Raw genomic sequence first — 19,367 nt, forward strand, 5'->3', positions numbered from 1 at the left:
AATAATATCAACCTTTGAAACAGGTGAATGTGCAATTTGTGCAGAAATGCGACAAATAAGAACGAGCTAAAACGAACATAAACGAAAAATATCGTTGACGACCCAAGGTCTCACCGGGTTAATGGCCGCAGATTTTCAACATCGGGACTCACCGGGTATGACAGTGCAAACAGACGATGTGGCCGACCTTTTCATTATCGGCGGAGGGATCAATGGTTGTGGCATTGCCCGCGACGCGGCCGGGCGCGGATTGTCGGTAACCTTGGCCGAGATGAACGATCTGGCGTCGGCCACTTCGTCAGCCTCGACCAAGTTGTTTCATGGTGGTTTGCGATATTTGGAGTACTTCGAATTCCGCCTTGTACGCGAGGCGCTGATTGAACGCGAAACACTGCTGCGTGCGATGCCGCATATCAGTTGGCCGATGCGCTTCGTTCTGCCGTATCACGAGGACATGCGGTTCGACTCGGATACGCCGACTTCGCGGCTTTTAAGCACCATAATGCCGTGGATGCGGGGGCGTCGTCCGGCCTGGCTGATCCGGCTAGGCTTGTTCATGTATGACCACCTTGGAGGGCGCAAGATATTGCCCGGTACCTCCTCATTGGATCTGCGATCTGCGCCTGAAGGTGCCCCGCTGAAAGACAAGTTTGAAACGGCCTATGAATACTCGGACTGCTGGATCGAAGATTCCCGGCTGGTTGTATTGAACGCCCGTGACGCCGAAGCCCGAGGTGCAAATATCATGGTGCGGACCGAGGTTCTTTCGGCCGAACGTGTTGCGGACCTTTGGCACGTCACGATCCGCGAAACAGGGACCGATGAAACCCGCGTCGTCCGCGCGAAGATGTTGATCAATGCGGGTGGGCCGTGGGTCGGGGATATCATACAGACCAAGATACGTGTGAACTCTCGTGAGGGGGTTCGTCTGGTCCGAGGCAGTCATATTGTAACGCGCAGGCTGTTTGACCACGATAAATGTTACTTCTTTCAGGGCGAAGATGGCCGCATCATCTTTGCCATACCGTATGAGAGGGATTTTACCCTGATTGGAACCACTGATCAGGACCACCCCAATCCATCAGAGCCGCCAGTCTGCACCGAGGTCGAGCAAGAATACCTCTGCACCTTCGCGACGAAGTATTTCGAGCAGCCGATCACGCGTGACGACATCGTCTGGACCTATTCCGGCGTGCGGCCATTGTATGACGATGGGGCCAGCAGCGCCACTGCTGCGACCCGTGATTATACGCTTAAGGTCGATGCGACAGGTGGTGCCCCGGTTTTGAACGTGTTCGGGGGGAAAATCACCACCTATCGACGGCTGGCTGAAAGCGCGATGGAGAAGGTGGCAGAGCATTTCTCTGATCTGCCGGGGCCATGGACGGCTAGTGTGTCCCTGCCAGGAGGTGACTTTCCCGTTGATGGTGTGCAGGATTTGATAGCAGGTTTGGAAGCTGATTATGCCTTTCTGGATAGGGCATGGGCAGAACGCTTGGTTCGCGCGTATGGCACCGAGGCTCGTGCAATTCTGGGTGACGCGCAAATCACCGAGGATTTGGGAGAGGATTTCGGCGCGAATCTGACTTCGAAAGAGCTGGTGTGGCTGGTCGAGAAGGAATACGCGCGCAGCGCCGAAGACATCGTCTGGCGGCGCAATAAACTGGGCCTAAGACTGACGCGGGATCAGATCGCCCACATCCAAGACTGGATCGAAAATCGCTAGAAAAAAGCCCCGCTTAAATGGCGGGGCTTTTGGGTTCAGGCGGTTTCCTCAGCGGGGTCAGGGTCATCCTTGATGCCTTTTAACCATTCTCGCAAGCCTTGCAGCAGGGCGTAGAGAACTGGAACGAGGATCACGCCGATTAGGGTAGCGGCCAGCATTCCGCCGAACACAGCCACACCGATCGCTTTCTGGCTGGCTGCACCTGCTCCGTTAGCGGCCAAGAGTGGAACGACCCCCAAAAGGAAAGACAGCGCTGTCATCATCACCGCGCGGAAACGCTGATGGGCAGCTTCGGCGGCGGCTTCTTTGATTGATAGTCCTTTGGCACGCTGTTCCATCGCGAATTCCACGATGAGGATGCCGTTCTTAGACGCCAGCCCTACAAGCATGATCATCCCGATCTGCGTATATAGGTTGATGTCGCTGCCTACGATAGCCACGGCAGCAACCGCTCCGAAAAGCGCGACAATCACAGACAGCAGAATGGAAACTGGAAGCGACCAGCTTTCGTATTGTCCGACAAGGAACAGGTATCCGAACAAGATCGCCAGTCCAAGGATCACGATCACCAGACCGCCCGAGGCCAGCTGCTGCTGGGCCGTACCGGTCCATTCAAACGCGTATCCGGGGGGCAGGGCGCTCGCAGATTCTTCGGTCATGACAGAGATGGCGTCGCCGGTCGATAGCCCCTCGGCCGGGACAGCCGTGACCGTGGCCGAACGGAACAGGTTGTGACGTTTCAGCAAAACCGGGCCGAGTACGTTTTCAACGTCGATCAGAGTGCCCAGAGGAACCATTTCGCCTTTTTGCGACCGAACATACAGGTTTGAGATATCGTCGACATTGTCCCGATACGTCCCATCGGCTTGGATCATCACACGATACACCCGTCCGAACAGGTTGAAGTCATTGACGTAGTAGGATCCCAATTGCGCTTGCATGGTCTGGAACACTTCGGCGACTGACACTTGCAGTGTCTTGGCCTTTTCACGGTCCAGATCGACGAACAGCTGCGGCACGTTTGCCCGGAAGGTCGTGTAAGCTTGCCCAATCTCGGGGCGCTGGTTCGCGGCATAGACGAAAGAGCCAACGGCCGAGGCTAGGTCCTGAGGAGTACCCCCACCGGTTTGCTGGACCTCCATCTCGACCCCGGCCGAGTTGCCAAGGCCCTGAATGGGGGGTGGGTTAAAGGCTACGATGGATGCAGCGGTTTCGCCATATGCAATGGCCAGCACCTTCTCCAGAATGGCATTTGCGCTCAGGTCGTCTTCCTGACGTTCGTCCCAGTTGTCGAGGTTCACAAAGATCGCGGCACCGTTGGTTGACGTCCCGTTCAGGATCGAGAAGCCGTTAATCAGAACCGTGTTGGCCACACCCGGAATTTCCCGGATTTGGTCATCCACGCGCTTGGTTACAACTTCGGTACGTTCCAGAGTTGCCGCATCGGGCAATTGCACATCGACGAACAAGTAGCCGTTGTCTTCAAGCGGCAGGAACCCGCTGGAGGTTTTGGACATGATTGTCCCGGTCCCCATCGCCAAAGCTACGATGATCCCCAGCGCAACGATCGGCAGGATCAGCAACCGGCGTACGATGGCGACATAGCCCGAACGTACCGAACCGATGAACCGCTCGAACACAGCCAGCAACCCTGTCGGTGGACCAGATCGTGCGCGCAGCACAAGACCACAAAGCGCGGGCGACAGCGTCAATGCGTTGATCGATGAGATCACAACCGCGGTTGAGATCGTCACGGCGAACTGCGAGTAGAGCCGCCCCGAGATGCCGGGCATGAAGGTCACGGGGACGAAAACCGCCAAAAGAACCAGCGTTGTCGCGATGACGGGACCGGTGATCTGGCCCATCGCCTTGCGGGTCGCCTCGGCCGGAGGCAGGCCTTCTTCTGCGATGATACGCTCGACGTTTTCGACCACCACAATGGCGTCATCGACCACGATCCCGATGGCCAAAACCAAGGCGAACAGCGAAATCGTGTTCAGGGACATTCCAAATAGGAGTAAGAAGGCAAAGGTCCCGATCAAAGACACGGGGATTGCGACCGCTGGAATGATGGTTGCTCGCCAACTGCCAAGAAAGACAAACACCACCGAGATCACCAAAATGAATGTCAGGATCAGGGTGGAAACCACATCGTTCAGCGATTGTTCAACAAAGTCGGTGGTATTGAACGGCACAGCATATTCTACATCTGTCGGGAATGACCGAGACAGCCGGTCAAGTTCAGCCTGCACCCGTTCCGAAACAGCCAGCGCATTTGCGCCCGGCGCCTGATAGATGCCGATGACCGTCGCAGGTACGCTTTGGAAATAGCCCGAAGCGGCGTAGTACTGTGCCCCAAGCTCGACCCGGGCGATGTCTTTGACACGCACGATGGCGCCTGCATCTCCGGTGCGAATGACAATCTCACCGAATTCGTTGGCGGATGTCAGGCGTCCCTTGGTTTTGATGGTATATTGAAACGTTTGCCCTTCAGGCACCGGAGGTGCGCCGATTGAGCCTGCCGAAACCTCGACGTTTTGTTCACGAATGGCGCTGATCACGTCGCCGGGTGTGATGGACAGGCCGGCCATTTTGTCAGGGTCCATCCAGATCCGCATCGCGTATTCCAGATTGGTCAGTACATCCGCCTTACCAACCCCCTGAACCCGCGCCAGCGCGTCTTTGAGATTGATTGAGGCATAGTTGGAGAGGAAAACACTGTCATATGTCCCGTTTGGCGACGTCAGCGTCACCAACAGCAGCATATTGGTGGATGCTTTTTGGGTCACGACACCGGACGCGGTCACTTCCGTCGGCAACGACGACATCGCTTGCGCCACGCGGTTCTGCACGTTGACAGATGCGATATCGGGGTCGGTGCCGACCTCGAATGTGACATTCAACGAGTAGGAGCCGTTATCCGATGAAGTCGACGTCATATAGATCATGTCGTCCACACCATTGACCTGAGCCTCGATCGGCGCGGCGACGGTGTTTTCTACGGTTTCGGCATTGGCGCCGGTGTACGTGGTCGAAACGCTGACCACGGGCGGTGTGATGTCAGGAAATTGCGCAACCGGCAGAACCAGATAGCCGATACCGCCCATGATGGTCAGCACCAACGAAATAACAAGTGCCAGCTTGGGCCGGCTAATGAACAGGGCAGAGAACATTCTTTATTCTCCCGGCTGCTGAGAGGCGACTACAGCATCTACAGCCACGCCGGGACGCACCCGCTGGAGGCCCTCAACGATCACGCTTTCACCTTCACGCAGACCATCCTTTACAATGATCGCTGTCTCTACGGTCGTGCCTGTGGTGATGTAACGCTGTTCAACCATCTGCTGGTCATTCACCACCAGAACAAAGTCACCACGCTGATCGCGCTGCAAAGCGGCTTGCGGGATCAACACCTCAGTCGTTGGTTTCAATGCCTCGATCTGTACGCTTAAGAATGCACCATCGACGATCAGACGCTTGGCGTTGTCGAATTGAGCGCGCACCCTGATCGCCCCGGTCAGCGGGTCTATTCGGTTGTCGACAAAGACGATTGTACCTTCCTCATCCAGTTCGGTCCCGTTGGGCAGGACAACTTTCACCACTGGGCTTTTATTGCTTTCCGCAAGCGAGGCGGCGTTTTCACCCACCGCTTGCAGAACCGACGTGAATTCCTTTTCGTTCAGCGAAAAATTCACATAGATCGGGGCTTCGCTGACGATATTCACTAGCGGCGGGTTATTCGGCCCAACAACATCCCCGACACTTGTCGTAGCGCGACCGATACGTCCGTCAAAGGGAGCGTGGATTTCCGTATAGCTGAGATCAAGTTTGGCTTGTTTAATCGCGGCCTGCGCGGACTTGACCTCGGCTTCGGCCACCAGTTCGTTGGCGCGGGCAATGTCGCGTTCAGATTCCGGGGTCGCGTCACGCTCGTACAATTCCTGTTTACGTGCGAGCTCCACCTTGGCCAGTTCCAGATTGGCCTGCGCCCGGTCCAGATCGGCATTTCTGGCATCCAATGTCGCTTGGTAAAGGTCGGGTTCAATAGTGAACAGCAGATCGCCTTCCTTTACCAAAGCCCCGTCTTCGACGTTCTGGCTGTCCAGAAAACCACCGACGCGGGCAACAATATCGGCTTTGTCCAGCGCCTCGGCGCGGCCGATAAACGTCGCTTCCTCGGTTATTTCCTGAGTGTAAGCCGCAGCAATAGAAACCTTAGGCGGCGGGGCTTCGCTTTGGTCTTGCGCCGTGGCTGTTGATGCCACCCCGATCAAAGCCGCCGCTGTCGCGCGCCGCACGAAAGCCGGCGTCACGCTGGATAGGCAGAGTCTGGAAATCGTCTGTGAAAGGGGCATTGCAATCGCCTCACTGAAGTAAACTTTACGCGCCTCGGCACTTGCAGGGCGGCCGAGTCGACTAAACTCTCTGTGAGGATGGCGGTTTTAAGTTGATTTCTCAAGCATGTTGAGCGCTGCGACCCGGCTTTTGGTTGCGGAAATTATGCTGATGATCCTTATATTTACTCACTGATGCGCCGAATTGAGGCGACCCTAAACGAAAAAGGGGCCATCAAGGCCCCCTGTGTTCTTGTGATGTCGTGAACCGTCAGTCGCGGGTGCCCGCAAAACGAGTTTGCCAGTCTTCGCGCTGTTCATCCGTAATCTTGGCGAAAAGAACATCTGGAACAGCAAATTCATGACCAGCGGGCAGGGCGTTCAACGCGGCTGCGATGTCTTCTGGCCAATCGGTGTCCAGCGTGTTCATCGCGCTCAGCATCCGAGCCGAGGTGATCGGGATGAACGGTGCGCTTAACACGGCGTACAGTCGGATCAGGTTCAGACCAAGGCGTACTTGTGCGGCAGCCTGTGCCGGGTCTTCCTTGAAGGTTGACCACGGCGCTGCGGATTGCAGGTATTCGTTGCCCGCGACCCAAATCGCACGCAGTTCTTGCGCTGATTTGCGGACCTCCATTGATTCCATAAAACCTTCATAGGCTCGGACCCGGCGGGTGAGCTCTGCGATAAGCTCTTGTTCACGCTCACCAAAAACGCCACCCTCAGGCACTGCCTCACCAAATTTCGAACGGCAGAACTTGGTGATCCGGCTGACAAAGTTGCCCAGCACGTCGGCCAGGTCCTTGTTCACCGACTGCTGGAAATTTTCCCATGTGAACTCGCTGTCGCTGCTTTCGGGCGCATGGCTCAGCAGCCACCAGCGCCAGTAATCGGCGGGCAGGATCTCAAGAGCCTGATCCATAAACACGCCACGACCCTGAGAGGTCGAGAACTGGCCGCCATCATAGTTCAGATAGTTGAAGGATTTCAGGTGATCGACCATCTTCCACGGCTCGCCTGATCCCAGAATGGTGGCCGGGAAGCTGAGCGTATGGAAAGGCACGTTATCTTTGCCCATGAACTGCACATAGCGCACGTCATCTGCGCCTTTGTCGGTGCGCCACCAGCGTTCCCACTCGGCATCCGGTTTTCCACTGGCATCGGCCCATTCCTTGGCACAGGCGATATATTCGATCGGCGCGTCGAACCAGACATAGAAGACTTTGCCTTCCATTCCCGGCCAGTCCTGATCGCCTTTCTTGACCGGAACGCCCCAGTCCAGATCGCGGGTGATACCACGATCCTGCAGGCCGTCTCCGTCATGCAACCATTTCTTGGCAATCGAGGTGGTCAGGATTGGCCAGTCAGCTTTGCTGTCGATCCACGCATCCAGCTGATCTTTCATCGCGGATTGACGCAGATACAGGTGCTTGGTCTCGCGGACCTCAAGATCAGTCGAACCACTGATCGCGCTGCGCGGCTCGATCAGGTCGGTGGGGTCCAACTGTTTGGTACAGTTCTCACACTGATCGCCGCGTGCGCGGTCATAGCCGCAATTGGGGCAGGTGCCCTCGATATAGCGGTCGGGCAGGAACCGGCCATCGGCGTTGGAATAGACCTGTTTTTCGCTGACCTCACGGATCAGCCCGGCCTCGTCCAGTTTGCCCGCGAAATGCTGGGTCAGGTGCTTGTTCTGATCGCTGGACGACCGGCCAAAGTGATCAAAGCTCAGTCCGAACCGGTTTGCGATATCGGCCTGAACGCCATGCATCTCGGCGCAGTATTCGGCCACAGGCTTACCCGCCTTGGCGGCGGCGAGTTCCGCCGGGGTTCCGTGTTCGTCGGTGGCACACAGGAACATCACCTCATTCCCGCGGCCACGCTGATAGCGCGCGTACAGATCAGCCGGCAGCTGCGAGCCGATCAGGTTGCCGAGGTGCTTGATCCCGTTGATGTAGGGTATCGCCGAGGTGATGAGAATCCGAGCCATTTTGCGTGTCCACGTAACTGTCTGCGCGCCCGTCTACCTTATGTAACCGGGCAGCAAAAGCCCGGCTTTTGCGTGTGTTGTTATTTGTTAACTCAATTCGACCGGTTCAGGGGCTGTTTTTGTCGGCCTCACGTGACCGTTTCAACAGCCGCCCAATCGTGAAGGATGTTCGCGGAGCGTAGACATAGTTTGTTCGCTCATCCGGTGTCGGACGCGACCGCATTCGTGCTAGGCCAAACGCGATCAGGAATACATGACCCAAAGCAACAAAAGCAAACAACGCGCCGGGGCCGAACTGCTGAATCAGGTTAGACGATACATAGGGTGACGCAATCGCACCCAGCGCAAACCAGAACATCAATGCGGCAGAAAGCTCGACCCGTTCTTCGGTTGTGGCAAAGTCGTTTGCGTGCGCAGACGAGACGGAAAAGATCGGGAAAGTCGTCAATCCAAAGATCCCCGCAGCCAGCATCACGCCTATTGTTCCTGCCCCACCGGCTGCCATCGTGATGCCGCAACTCAGGACCGCTGCGGCAGACAGCCAGATCAACACCCAGCGACGGTCATACTTGTCTGCCAACCAACCTACCGGGTATTGCGCCAATGCCCCGCCCAGAACGAAGGACGCCAGAAAGAAAGCAATCTGGTCGACGCCAAGTCCGACCTCTTGCCCATAGACCGGCCCGACCATGCGGAAGGATGCCGAACTGAGCGCCGCGACGATCACGCCCGCCACAGCCAATGGTGAACTGCGCCATGCCAGTTTAGGACGCAGGCGAGGGGCGTCGGGCGTTTTAGGTTGGCTCGCCTTGGTCAAGGTCAGCGGCAACAGCGAGGCACAGCATAAAATGGCCAGCAAGTTGTATGAGACATAAGATGCGGGCGGCAGCACAGCGATGATCAACTGGGCACAGAGCGACGCGCCCAGATCGGCGATGCGGTAACTGCCCATGACACGGCCACGCGACTCGTTGGTGACCTTGGCGTTCAGCCAGGCCTCGATCACTGTATAGCACCCAGCGACACAGGTGCCTGACGCGATCCGTAGCACGGCCCAGACGTTCGGGTTTTCTGTCAGAGTATGCCCCAGCAACCCCATCGCGCCCAATGCCGTACAGACAGCAAAGGCGCGGGAATGCCCCACGCTGCCCATCAGACGAGGCGCCCACCAGCAACCCACAAAAAAGCCAATGAAATGCGACGATCCGAGCATACCAATCTGCTCGGTTGAAAAGTCCAGCGTCAGTCCCGAGATGGCGTCAAGCGGCCCCACGCCGCCGGTCGATAACTGCAGCAAAATAACCGAAAGAAACAGGGCGGCAAAAGAAATCATCGTGCGCATAACGATACCACCTTGGGACATCCGCAGCGAGATGCGCGCAGCTTATCGACCTTGACGCGTCGTTTTTTTGCTATTGTGAGCGTTGGATTTCCGCCCGGATGTCCAAGCCTACGGTGTCCTGTACCAGATCAGCATAGCCTGACGCTCCGAAATCGTGCCGGTTCAACTCTCCGGTCAGGCGGATGGACAGATCGTCCAGATTGTCAGCGGCACTGCCCGGAGGTCGGAATAAATCAGCTTTCAACTCGATTGGGCGGGTGACGCCACGAACGGTCAAATCCCCGCTGATCTTGGCGCCCTGAGAGATGCGGCCGCTTTCACCAAGTTGTACGCTTGTTGACACAAAATGGATGGTCGGAAACCCTTCGGCATCCAGGACGCTCTCGCTCAGCATGGGTTTGCGGGCGAATGGCAGCTTGGTCCGCGCTTTGGCGACGTTCAGGATCACGTCCACACGGCTGTTCAGCAGGTCGTTCAGGTCGATCCGAATGTCGGCGGATTCGATGGGCATGGTGCCGGATTGTGAGATGCCGGAAAGGTCAAAGGTGAAATCGACCGATGTTCCATCCGGCACCAATTGGTACGTGCGCGGCGCAGCCAGTGCTGAACCCGCAAGGGTCAGTACAGCCAAACCTGCCAGTACGGCGCGTCGTGTTACTTGGGTCATGCCATGACCTCCTGCCTGCGGGGGCGCGAGCGCTTCAGCAACATCAGCAGGATTGCGATGTTCAGCCCGTTCCAGAGAATGCCGTTGATAAAGGCCAATTGATAATTTCCGGTTACGTCGTAAATCCAGCCCGACATCCAGCCGCCCAGAGCCATCCCCATGATGGTCATCATCATGACAAAGCCCACGCGGGCTCCGGCCTCTTGCGGAGGCATGTATTCGCGCACAACCAGCGCATAGCTGGGTACGATCCCACCCTGTGCTAACCCGAACATGAGGCTGATGATGTAAAGCGAAACCATCCCGTCATAAGGCAGGAACAGAAACAGAGCGATGCATTGCAGTATTGACCCGATCAGCAGGGTCATCAGCCCGCCCAGCTTGTCGGCCACCATCCCGGAAATCACGCGGCTGACCACGCCGCCTAGCAACATCAGTGACAGCATCTCGGCCCCGACGGCGGGCCCATAGCCCAGCCCGACGCAATACGAGACGATATGGACCTGCGGCATCGACATCGCAACGCAACACCCGATCCCGGCCAGACCCAGAATGTATTGCAACGCGCGCGGCGAGATCCCGACGCTGCTTGCCTTGATGCTGGCGCTCGCGGCTGCGGTCTGATGCGCCTCGGCCGGAACCTGACGGCGCAGCAACAGGGACAGGGGGATGACGATCACCGGAGTTATTAGAGCCAGCGTCAGATAGACCTGCTGCCAGCCGTCGCGCGCCAGAATATCGGACAGAAGGGTGGGCCAGATCGCGCCCGACAGGTAGTTGCCGCTGGCCACCAGTGCCACGGCAATGCCGCGCCGCTTCATGAACCAGTGCGAGATATCAGCGATCAGCGGACCAAACCCGATCGAGGTGCCTAGTCCCACCAACAGATGTGCTAGCGACAGCATGACCATGTTCGGCGCTAGGGTTGCCAGCACATAGCTGACGGTGCTGAGCACGGCCGCTCCGATCAACGCTTTGGTCACACCCAGCCGATCGACCAGTTGCCCCAGCCACATGTTCCCCAGCGCAAAGCCGATCATGGTCAGAACGTAAGGCAACGAGGCTTCGGCCCGCCCCGCGTCGAACTGTGTCTCGATCGCGGGCATGACCACGATGACCGCCCACATGCCCACATTCGCCACCATCGCGATGGCAAGTGTGATTGTAAGGCGTAGCCAAGAATAGCGGCTGTCGTGGATTGCGTGGCTCATTCCCGGAACGCTAGGGCGCGGGGTGGGGGTTGGCTAGTCACTTCTTTCGTGATCACGCTGTGGTGTCACGACAATACCTCGTCGGTTGCCGTTCTTTGCAGGTTCAATCCGGCGCGCGGTTTGGTCTGCGTAGCGTGCCACGTGATCGGGGGCAGGGCGCGGGCACGGCGGCGGGTTAGGGTCCAGCGGCGCGCTTCTTGGGCATGATCAGCGGCCATGTGCCAACGCGTCTCAACCCCCTGCGCGCCGCCATCACCCGGTGTCAGCAACAGCCCCAGCGGAGCCCGCCCCAGCGTGCCCCCCTGTTCGGCGGCCAGATGCATTCGGCGCACGGGCGTCAGGCTGGGCGCACCAGGCAGGTCACCGATGATCAGCGGGATCGCCCCGCTGCGCAGGGCCTCTTCCAGACACCATAAAATATCCTCGGCGCGGGTTGGGTGGACAAAGATGAAGCGGCCGGGATCGACAAAGGGCATCATGCCGTCAGGGTTCAACTGGCCCGGCTCCCACGCGGGGGAAATCCACAGCACGGGACCTTGCGTCTGACCGGCCAGCCAGGTGGCGAAACTGCGTCGAGCAGGGCCACAGGCTTCGTGCACGCGGCCCAGTTGTAAGGTGATCTGAGGATGCAGTGCAAGGCCCGCTGCTGTGCGTTTGGCTTTACGATCAAGAAGATGTGCAGACATGCATTCATGTTAGCATGTTCTTATTTTGTTCTCAATGGTGGATTGAAGTCAGCGAGACAGGATCATGCGCCCATCCGCAAACTGGATGTTCGAGAAAAGATGCAGATAGTCCATGCCCAGCAGCGACTGGAACAGCTCTCCTTCATTTACCCAGGCCGAGACATTGCGATCTGTAACCGGGCCCAGCGTCAGCGTATCCAGACGCACCGGTGCCGTCCGGACCTCGCCATTCGCCGTTGCGGCGCGGCCGATATAGTTCAACTGATCAGTATCAATGCCCAGACGTTCGGCGTCGCGCTGGGCCAGCACAATCTGGCTGGCTCCTGTATCAACAAGAAAGGTGATCGACTGGCCGTTAACCTCGACCGGCAGATAGTAGTGACCATCATACGCACGGGGGACCTCGATCACCTCGCCGGTTACGGTCATCTGAGGAGACGGACCAACAGTTGAGCGGATATCTTCCCATAGGCCGACCACGGCGATAACGCCAATGAAAATGAACACCCAGGCCATCGCCTGTTGCAAGGTTTTGTTCAGGGATTGCCGGTTTTGCGAAAAAAACCACGCCACAACAGCCGCGCCAAGCAGGCTCAAATATGCCAAACGTGCAAAGCTGTCGCCTTCCATACCATCATCCTATCCAATTCTATTGAAAGATATATGGGGGTCAGGACGCAAAACCAAAGGCTTTGAGACCATCCAATATGAACTGAACAGACAGAGCCGCCAGCAGCATTCCCAACAAACGGGTCAGCACGTTCAAACCGGTTTTGCCCAGAATGCGCGCAATCACGCCACCCGACAGGAAAAAAATGAAAACAACGGCCATGACGGCCAGCATGACGATGCAAGCCTCGACGATACCCAAAACGCCGGGGTGCTGCCCGGCCAGCAGAATGATCGTGGCAATCGAGCCTGGCCCCGCGATCAACGGAATGGCCAACGGGAACACGGACGGGTCGGGGTGTTCCTCTTCCTCGGCCCGGTCCTCGCGCCGTTTGGTACGGCGGTCAAACAGCATGTCCAGCGCGGTCAGGAACAGCAATGCGCCACCAGCGACGCGGAACGCCTCCATCGAGATGCCAACAAAGCCCAGCACCGCCTCGCCAAAGGCCGCAAAGGCGATCAGGATGCAAACGGCGGTCAGGCAGCTACGGATCGCGGTTTTGCGGCGGGTTGCGGCATCCATATCCTGTGTCAGCGCCACGAAGATGGGCGTGGTGCCAAAGGGGTCGATCACCACGAACAGGGTGGTGAATGCGGTGACGAAAAAGGCTAGGTCGATCATTCTGTGGCACTGCCCTGAAGTTCTGTCAGGATTGCCACGGCCTTATCGGCCTGATCGCTGGGAACATAAACATGGTCATGGTGATACCCCGCAACCATGTTTGCCGGAATGTCAGCTTGCGCAAGCGCACTTGAGACGGCAGCGGTTAGGCCGACACCTTCAAGCGAGGAATGCACCTGCAGGGTAATGCAGCGCATAGGTACAGCGCCGTTCTGCGCTGCCTCGAAGGGAACGATCAGCGAAAGGCCCTCGGCCTCGATACAGCTGGCCCGTGTGCCCCTTGGCCATTCTGCGTCGGGCGGCCAGACAACAAAGGCATATTCACCGGGCTGAAGCGCGGGGCGCATACCGGCAATCATATCTTTAGTTTCGGTGACTGGGGAAGTCATGACGCTTCGGCTTCCTCCAGACGTTCTGCGGCGGACACCCAAAGGGCTTCGGCTTTTTGCATCGCTTCAACCACCTCAGCGAATTTGCGATTCCAGGTTTCCAGATCGTTGATCCGATCGTCTTCATACAAGGCCGGATCGGCAAGTTTTGCAGACAGCTTTTCATGCATATCCGTCAGCTTCTCAATCCGGTCTTCGCATTTGCGCAGATCGGCGCGAAGGGCCAGCATCGCATCCCGCGAGGGGCGTTTTGGTTTCGCGGCGGCAGGCTTTTCCTTGACCGGCTTGTCGCGGGCCAGCAGCAGGGCACGATAGGCCTCCAAATCGCCCTCGAACGGTTTTACCGACCCGTCCGATACAAGCCACAGCCGATCCGCAACCAGCGACAGCAGGTGCATGTCGTGGCTGACCAGAACCACCGCGCCGGAATAGGCGGTCAACGCTTCGACCAGCGCTTCGCGGCTTTCGATATCCAGATGGTTGGTGGGTTCGTCCAGAATCAGCATATGCGGCGCGTCGATCGTGGCCAGCAGCAGCGACAGGCGTGCTTTCTGGCCGCCCGACAGACGCCCGACCTCTGTATCCGCCTGGTCGGCATTCAGGCCAAACCCGGCCAGACGGGATCGCCACTTGCCCGGTGCCTCATCCGGGCGCAGGCGGCGCAGGTGGTCCAGAGGAGTTTCGTCCACATACAGCTCATCCACCTGATGCTGCGCGAAATAGCCGATGCGCAGCTTGGAACTGCGGGTCATCTTGCCTGCCATCAGGGGCAGGCGGTCGGACAGCAGTTTGGACAAGGTCGATTTGCCCTGACCGTTCTTACCCAGTAGGGCGATGCGATCATCCTGATCAATGCGCAGGTTCAGACGGCGCAGCACTTCGGTGTCGCCATAGCCTGTGATACCGCCCTCAAGGTGAATGATCGGGGGCAACAGTTCCTCGGGCTCGGGGAAGGAAAACGCGCGCAGGGCGGCCTCTTGCGGGGTCGAGACCAGCTGAATGCGCTCGATCATCTTCAGGCGCGACTGGGCCTGCACGGCCTTGGTGGCCTTGGCGCGGAACCGGTCCACGAAGCTCTGCAGATGAGCGATGCGGGCCTTGGCCTTGGCATTTTCCGATTCCGCCTGAGCAATGCGTTCGGCGCGGCGTTCGGCGAATTTGTCGTAAGGCACGGCGTAGTAGGTCAGCTTGCGATCTTCCAGATGCAGGATCGACCCCACCGCGCGGTTCAACAGCCCTCGGTCGTGGCTGATGATGATGACTGTATGCGGGTATTTGGCCAGATAGCTTTCCAGCCACAGCGCGCCTTCAAGGTCCAGATAGTTGGTCGGTTCGTCCAGCAGCAGCAGATCGGGCTGCGAAAACAGTACTGCCGCCAGCGCGACACGCATCCGCCACCCGCCCGAGAAATCCGAGCAGGGTTTCAGCTGATCCTCGTCGTCAAACCCCAGACCTTTCAGGATCGAGGCCGCGCGCGCTTCGGCCGACCAAGCGTCGATATCGGCCAGCCGGGTCTGAATGTCAGCGATGCGGGCAGGGTCGGTGGCGCTGTCGGCCTCGGCCATCAGGGAACTGCGTTCGGTATCGGCGGCCAGAACGGTATTGATCAGCGAGACATCGGAGGAGGGTACCTCTTGCGCCACACCGCCGATCCGCGCGCGTTTGGGCAGCAGGATATTGCCCGATTCCAGCGCCAATTCCCCCCGGATCAGGCGGAACAGGGTGGTCTTGCCGGTGCCATTGCGGCCCACAAGCCCAACCTTGTGCCCATCGGGAATGGTGGCACTGGCCGCATCGAACAAAGGGCGGCCTTCGACGGCGTAATTGATGTCTTCGATCCGTAGCATGGGCCGCTCTTAGCAGAGCCGTGATGCCGCCGCCAGCGGCTTGGCATGTTCATCATGCGATCAGTGTGATAGCGCTGACATGTTTGAATGAACTGGAACCCTCGATGAAGCCCGCGCAGACACCACCGTCGATGATCACACTGGTCCTGCTGACCGGGTTGTCAGTGCTGTCGCTGAACATGTTCCTGCCGTCTCTGCCCGCCATAGGCGTATCGCTGGAGGCGGACTATGCGTTGGTGAACCTGTCGGTCGCGGGTTATCTGGCGCTGTCGGCGGTGCTGCAGTTGATCATGGGACCTTTGTCCGACCGCTTCGGGCGCAGGCCGGTTTTGCTGGTCTGCATGGTTATCTTCGTGGTGGCCTCAATCGGCTGTGCGTTGGCAAATTCGATCTGGGCGTTTCTTGGGTTCCGAATGCTGCAGGGCGCGGTGATCGCGGGGCAGGTGCTGGCCCGCGCTGCGATCCGCGACATGCACCCACCGAATGAGGCTGCCGCCAAACTAGGCTATGTCTCGATGGCCATGGCGCTCGCCCCGATGCTGGGGCCGATGCTGGGCGGTCTGCTCGAGATGCTGTTTGGCTGGCGCGCGGGGTTTGTTTTGTATGTTCTTCTGGGCACGAGCCTCTTGGCGTTGATCTGGGTCGATCTGGGCGAGACCAACACAAACACAACGGCCACTTTCGCCGCGCAGATGAGGCTTTATCCGCAGCTCTTCAACTCACGCCGGTTCTGGGGCTATTCCTTCTGCGCCGCGTTTTCGATTGGCGGGTTCTACGCCTTCATCACCGGCGCGCCCTTAGTTGCGGCGACGTGGTTCGACCTGAACCCCGCGCTTCTCGGGCTGGGGATCGGGATCATTACGCTGGGGTTCATGGCGGGCAGCTACCTGACCGGGCGTCTAGCGGCGCGGATCCGGTTGAACTCCATGATTTTGACGGGGCGGGTGATAGCCTCGGTCGGGCCCTTGATGGGGTTCGTGGTTTTCGCGGCCGAAGGCGGCAGCGTCTGGACCTTTTTCGGCTCGGCTATTCTGGTTGGGTTCGGCAACGGGTTGACGGTGGCCAATGCGACTGCCGGGCTGATGTCGGTGCGTCCGCAACTGGCGGGCAGCGCGGCGGGATTGTCGGGCGCGATGACCGTGGCGTTGGGAGCCGTGCTGACCATGGCCACTGGGGCCTTGGTTACTGCCGAGAATGGTCCTTATCTCGTTCTCGGCATGATGTGCCTCAGCAGTTTCGCCGGGCTTCTGTCCATCCTCTATGTTCGCCGGGTCGACCAGTTGGACCCATTGCCGGACACGATCTGAGCGCCACGCCATATAACACTTTTCTTGGGCCACATACCGTGCTAGGCGGCGCGCGATGGATTTCGGCGCATACCACGCGCCACATTGTAAGGAGAGGCCGATATGGCACTGGAACGCACATTCTCGATCATCAAACCCGATGCAACCCGCCGCAACCTGACTGGCAAGATCAACGCCAAGTTTGAAGACGCGGGCCTGCGCATCGTTGCGCAAAAGCGCATCCACATGACCAAAGAGCAAGCTGGCAAGTTCTACGAAGTTCATGCCGAGCGTCCGTTCTATGACGAGCTGTGCGAGTTCATGTCGTCGGCTCCGGTCGTTGTTCAGGTTCTGGAAGGTGAAGGCGCCATTGCCAAGAACCGCGAAGTCATGGGCGCAACCAACCCTGCAGACGCAGCGGCCGGCACCATCCGTGCCGAGTTTGCTGAATCCGTTGGCGAAAACTCGGTCCACGGTTCCGACGCACCTGAGACCGCAGCGGTAGAAATCGCCTATTTCTTCTCGGGCATTGAACTGGTCGGCTAAACTTTAGCCACAGTAGAATTCAGGGCCGCTCCCGTCACCGGGGGCGGCCTTTTTCATTCGGGTTTGAGGTCCGCAGCCGATATCCGCACGCCGATCGCATCCAGATCAGCGATGATCTGCATCTCAGGCGCGGTACTGACCCCGGCCTTGATCGCATCGAACCGTTTGCGCAGCGCCTTCTTCTCCTCGCCTTTGCAATCGTTCCATGGACGCCCCTGCAGCCCCATCACCAGCACGTAGTAGCCGATGAAATGTGGGCGCGAACCACTGCGCAGCAGGCGGGTATAAGCTGCATCCGCACCCAGATCGCGCAACTGCTGTGCCGAATGGATGCCGGCGCGGGCACAGGCCTGTTCGAATGCAGGGCCAAGGTTTCGGATCGAGGAAACAGGATCAGACATAGTCTCGTCTTAGCCCGATGCGCCCGCTCTGTCATCGGCAAGTTCGTCAAGCCCAGTGCAGTCGTGAGAAAGGGTTGATTTCGGGGCGGAATCGCCATCTCCTGACAGTGTCTTGTCTCATCGGGCAGGGGTTGTTTGCGATGACGGATACTGACGCTGTTTTCATTTTGGCAGGCGGCTTCGACGCGCGGCGTATTTCGTCACGCCTAAAAGGGTATGTTTTATCGGTCGAAAAAGGGCTTTCGCACCAGACTTTTCATGTCTTGGATTGTCACGACCAGTCAATCCGGGCGTCGGGTCGCGTACTTTTCCAGATATCCGATGAACTGAAATTGGTCGGCGACGGTATGGTCTTGGCGCAGAAAGGTCGGGCAGAAGGCTGTTTTCTAAGCGATCTTACTGCTGGCCCCGTTCGCGATGCACTGGGTGATTTTCCGAAACTGCGAGCGTTTATGCGCATCGGATCAGGTGTGATGTCGACCCAAGATTTATCTGTCTTAGACGACCTGCAAAAAACGCAGGTACGGGGGGTGTTGACAACGTTGACGTCGGAGCGCGGCCAAGCCTGTATTCTGACATTTGGGCGCATGAAAGGCTATGATCGAACATTTCAATTATTTCGTAATAACATAGATTTGGACGTGAATGTTGGACTGGAAACTCTGTGCGTTACCCTCTTTCCAGACGCTGTTCCTTACCGGGCAAAGCCAGAAATAAGACTGGGAAAGACCGAGCCTTCGGCCGAGGTGGCGACTGACCTGATCCATACCTTCCTGACCGTCGCGCGGCAGAATGAGGCGGGGTTGCTTGCGGACATCGACACCGAGTTTCTTCACGACTACCGCGTATCCCTGCGGCGCGTGCGGTCAGTTCTCAGCCTGTTTAAAGGCGTGTTTTCCGAGCGGCAAACCATCAAGTTGAAACGAACGTTCTCTGATCTTATGGCGCCAACCGGACGGGTGCGGGATCTGGATGTCTATCTGCTAGAGAAAAATAATTATTTCAAATTGTTACCGCCAAGTCTTCATGAGGGTGCGGGTATCATGTTTAAAATGCTCGAAGACGAGAGAAAGCAGGTACAGGCCGCGTTGTGTAGGCGTTTGCGATCGGCGAAATACAATAAACACGTCAGCGCGACTTTGAAGCTGTTTTCAGATGCATCCAACTTCGAGCCCGGCCCCAACGCGCAGCTCGGCGCTTACGATTACGCCTGTGCGTTGATTTGGAAGCGTTATCGCAAAGTCTGTAAACGCGCACGCATGATCACTCGGGAAACACCAGACGCTTTGGTTCATGATCTTAGGATTGACTGCAAAAAGTTACGCTACCTGATGGAGTTTTTTGGCCCACTCTTTGACCAAAGTGCTTTCAAAAGAATCCTCAAGCCTCTGAAAAAATTGCAAGATAACCTTGGGTTTTTCAATGACGCCGCGGTTCAGCAAGAGGCGTTAATTGACTTTATCCAGCAGCGGACAAACACCCAGCACCGAGCGGATGCGCAATTGGCAATGGCAGTCGGAGGCCTTGTTGCGGTCTTGGATCAAAGGCAAAAAGTCGAGCGCGCGCGTGTGATTGCTAACTTCCAGAACTTCGATAGCCCACAAGTCAGAAACACGTTTCGCAGCCTGTTTAACCAAAAGGAGGATTAGGG

Annotated in this window: 16 protein-coding genes; 4 read left to right on the forward strand and 12 right to left on the reverse strand. The window is 57.8% G+C overall.

Features of this window, described 5'->3' with window-relative positions; all coding sequences use genetic code 11:
- Positions 1-157 precede the first annotated feature (157 nt).
- A complete protein-coding gene (gene glpD, locus AC2TAD_RS09955; protein WP_480867443.1) occupies positions 158-1,726 on the forward strand; it encodes a glycerol-3-phosphate dehydrogenase in 1,569 nt (522 codons plus the stop codon).
- A gap of 35 nt (positions 1,727-1,761) precedes the next feature.
- On the opposite strand, the gene AC2TAD_RS09960 is transcribed toward glpD, so the two are convergent.
- The 11 genes from AC2TAD_RS09960 to AC2TAD_RS10010 form a co-directional block, all read right to left on the reverse strand.
- On the reverse strand, positions 1,762-4,899 hold the full coding sequence (locus AC2TAD_RS09960; RefSeq protein ID WP_480867444.1) for an efflux RND transporter permease subunit: 3,138 nt from the start codon (positions 4,897-4,899) through the stop codon (positions 1,762-1,764).
- Positions 4,900-4,902: 3 nt separating this feature from the next.
- Positions 4,903-6,081 carry an efflux RND transporter periplasmic adaptor subunit gene (locus AC2TAD_RS09965; RefSeq protein WP_480867446.1) on the reverse strand — a complete coding sequence of 393 codons (1,179 nt, stop codon included), beginning with the start codon at positions 6,079-6,081 and terminating at the stop codon, positions 4,903-4,905.
- A gap of 250 nt (positions 6,082-6,331) precedes the next feature.
- Positions 6,332-8,050 carry a methionine--tRNA ligase gene (gene metG, locus AC2TAD_RS09970; RefSeq protein WP_480867448.1) on the reverse strand — a complete coding sequence of 573 codons (1,719 nt, stop codon included), beginning with the start codon at positions 8,048-8,050 and terminating at the stop codon, positions 6,332-6,334.
- A gap of 106 nt (positions 8,051-8,156) precedes the next feature.
- Positions 8,157-9,392 (reverse strand): MFS transporter, encoded by a 1,236-nt coding sequence (locus AC2TAD_RS09975; RefSeq protein ID WP_480867449.1) that lies wholly within the window; start codon positions 9,390-9,392, stop codon positions 8,157-8,159.
- A gap of 70 nt (positions 9,393-9,462) precedes the next feature.
- Positions 9,463-10,059, reverse strand: a complete 597-nt coding sequence (locus tag AC2TAD_RS09980) for a YceI family protein (protein ID WP_480867451.1) — start codon at positions 10,057-10,059, stop codon at positions 9,463-9,465.
- Complete coding sequence (locus AC2TAD_RS09985; protein WP_480496115.1) at positions 10,056-11,270, reverse strand: MFS transporter; 1,215 nt, start codon at positions 11,268-11,270, stop codon at positions 10,056-10,058. The genes AC2TAD_RS09980 and AC2TAD_RS09985 overlap by 4 nt, the downstream gene beginning before the upstream one ends.
- 65 nt (positions 11,271-11,335) lie before the next feature.
- Positions 11,336-11,956: an ImuA family protein gene (locus AC2TAD_RS09990; protein ID WP_480496113.1), complete on the reverse strand. Its 621-nt coding sequence runs from the start codon at positions 11,954-11,956 to the stop codon at positions 11,336-11,338.
- Between the two features lie 48 nt (positions 11,957-12,004).
- A complete protein-coding gene (locus AC2TAD_RS09995) occupies positions 12,005-12,586 on the reverse strand; it encodes a retropepsin-like aspartic protease family protein (protein ID WP_480867452.1) in 582 nt (193 codons plus the stop codon).
- 40 nt (positions 12,587-12,626) lie between these two features.
- Complete coding sequence (locus AC2TAD_RS10000; RefSeq protein WP_170352956.1) at positions 12,627-13,247, reverse strand: MarC family protein; 621 nt, start codon at positions 13,245-13,247, stop codon at positions 12,627-12,629.
- Positions 13,244-13,636: an ACT domain-containing protein gene (locus AC2TAD_RS10005; protein WP_480867454.1), complete on the reverse strand. Its 393-nt coding sequence runs from the start codon at positions 13,634-13,636 to the stop codon at positions 13,244-13,246. Before AC2TAD_RS10005 ends, AC2TAD_RS10000 begins: the two co-directional genes overlap by 4 nt.
- Positions 13,633-15,483 carry an ABC-F family ATP-binding cassette domain-containing protein gene (locus AC2TAD_RS10010; protein ID WP_480867455.1) on the reverse strand — a complete coding sequence of 617 codons (1,851 nt, stop codon included), beginning with the start codon at positions 15,481-15,483 and terminating at the stop codon, positions 13,633-13,635. The genes AC2TAD_RS10005 and AC2TAD_RS10010 overlap by 4 nt, the downstream gene beginning before the upstream one ends.
- A gap of 104 nt (positions 15,484-15,587) precedes the next feature.
- On the opposite strand from AC2TAD_RS10010, the gene AC2TAD_RS10015 reads away from it, so the two are divergent.
- Both AC2TAD_RS10015 and ndk read left to right on the forward strand, forming a co-directional pair.
- Complete coding sequence (locus AC2TAD_RS10015; protein ID WP_480867581.1) at positions 15,588-16,790, forward strand: multidrug effflux MFS transporter; 1,203 nt, start codon at positions 15,588-15,590, stop codon at positions 16,788-16,790.
- A gap of 102 nt (positions 16,791-16,892) precedes the next feature.
- The gene (gene ndk, locus AC2TAD_RS10020) at positions 16,893-17,315 is read left to right on the forward strand and encodes a nucleoside-diphosphate kinase (RefSeq protein ID WP_170352964.1); all 423 of its coding nucleotides are present in this window, start codon (positions 16,893-16,895) and stop codon (positions 17,313-17,315) included.
- 53 nt (positions 17,316-17,368) lie between these two features.
- Here the strand turns inward: ndk and AC2TAD_RS10025 are convergent, their stop codons facing one another.
- Positions 17,369-17,716, reverse strand: a complete 348-nt coding sequence (locus AC2TAD_RS10025) for a TfoX/Sxy family protein (RefSeq protein WP_480867457.1) — start codon at positions 17,714-17,716, stop codon at positions 17,369-17,371.
- 140 nt (positions 17,717-17,856) lie between these two features.
- Between AC2TAD_RS10025 and AC2TAD_RS10030 the strand changes: the two genes are divergently transcribed.
- Positions 17,857-19,365 (forward strand): CHAD domain-containing protein, encoded by a 1,509-nt coding sequence (locus AC2TAD_RS10030; RefSeq protein ID WP_480867459.1) that lies wholly within the window; start codon positions 17,857-17,859, stop codon positions 19,363-19,365.
- The last annotated feature ends 2 nt before the right edge of the window (positions 19,366-19,367 follow it).

Source organism: Ruegeria sp. HKCCD7628, assembly GCF_057221005.1.

Coding starts and splice junctions, on each gene's coding strand:
- AC2TAD_RS10025 (WP_480867457.1), bottom strand. CDS start 17,716: ATGTCTGATCCTGTTTCCTCGATCCGAAACCTTGGCCCTGCATTCGAA.
- AC2TAD_RS09975 (WP_480867449.1), bottom strand. CDS start 9,392: ATGCGCACGATGATTTCTTTTGCCGCCCTGTTTCTTTCGGTTATTTTG.
- AC2TAD_RS10005 (WP_480867454.1), bottom strand. CDS start 13,636: ATGACTTCCCCAGTCACCGAAACTAAAGATATGATTGCCGGTATGCGC.
- AC2TAD_RS10030 (WP_480867459.1), top strand. CDS start 17,857: ATGACGGATACTGACGCTGTTTTCATTTTGGCAGGCGGCTTCGACGCG.
- AC2TAD_RS10010 (WP_480867455.1), bottom strand. CDS start 15,483: ATGCTACGGATCGAAGACATCAATTACGCCGTCGAAGGCCGCCCTTTG.
- AC2TAD_RS10015 (WP_480867581.1), top strand. CDS start 15,588: ATGAAGCCCGCGCAGACACCACCGTCGATGATCACACTGGTCCTGCTG.
- AC2TAD_RS09990 (WP_480496113.1), bottom strand. CDS start 11,956: ATGTCTGCACATCTTCTTGATCGTAAAGCCAAACGCACAGCAGCGGGC.
- ndk (WP_170352964.1), top strand. CDS start 16,893: ATGGCACTGGAACGCACATTCTCGATCATCAAACCCGATGCAACCCGC.
- AC2TAD_RS09985 (WP_480496115.1), bottom strand. CDS start 11,270: ATGAGCCACGCAATCCACGACAGCCGCTATTCTTGGCTACGCCTTACA.
- metG (WP_480867448.1), bottom strand. CDS start 8,050: ATGGCTCGGATTCTCATCACCTCGGCGATACCCTACATCAACGGGATC.
- AC2TAD_RS10000 (WP_170352956.1), bottom strand. CDS start 13,247: ATGATCGACCTAGCCTTTTTCGTCACCGCATTCACCACCCTGTTCGTG.
- AC2TAD_RS09965 (WP_480867446.1), bottom strand. CDS start 6,081: ATGCCCCTTTCACAGACGATTTCCAGACTCTGCCTATCCAGCGTGACG.
- AC2TAD_RS09980 (WP_480867451.1), bottom strand. CDS start 10,059: ATGACCCAAGTAACACGACGCGCCGTACTGGCAGGTTTGGCTGTACTG.
- AC2TAD_RS09995 (WP_480867452.1), bottom strand. CDS start 12,586: ATGGAAGGCGACAGCTTTGCACGTTTGGCATATTTGAGCCTGCTTGGC.
- glpD (WP_480867443.1), top strand. CDS start 158: ATGACAGTGCAAACAGACGATGTGGCCGACCTTTTCATTATCGGCGGA.
- AC2TAD_RS09960 (WP_480867444.1), bottom strand. CDS start 4,899: ATGTTCTCTGCCCTGTTCATTAGCCGGCCCAAGCTGGCACTTGTTATT.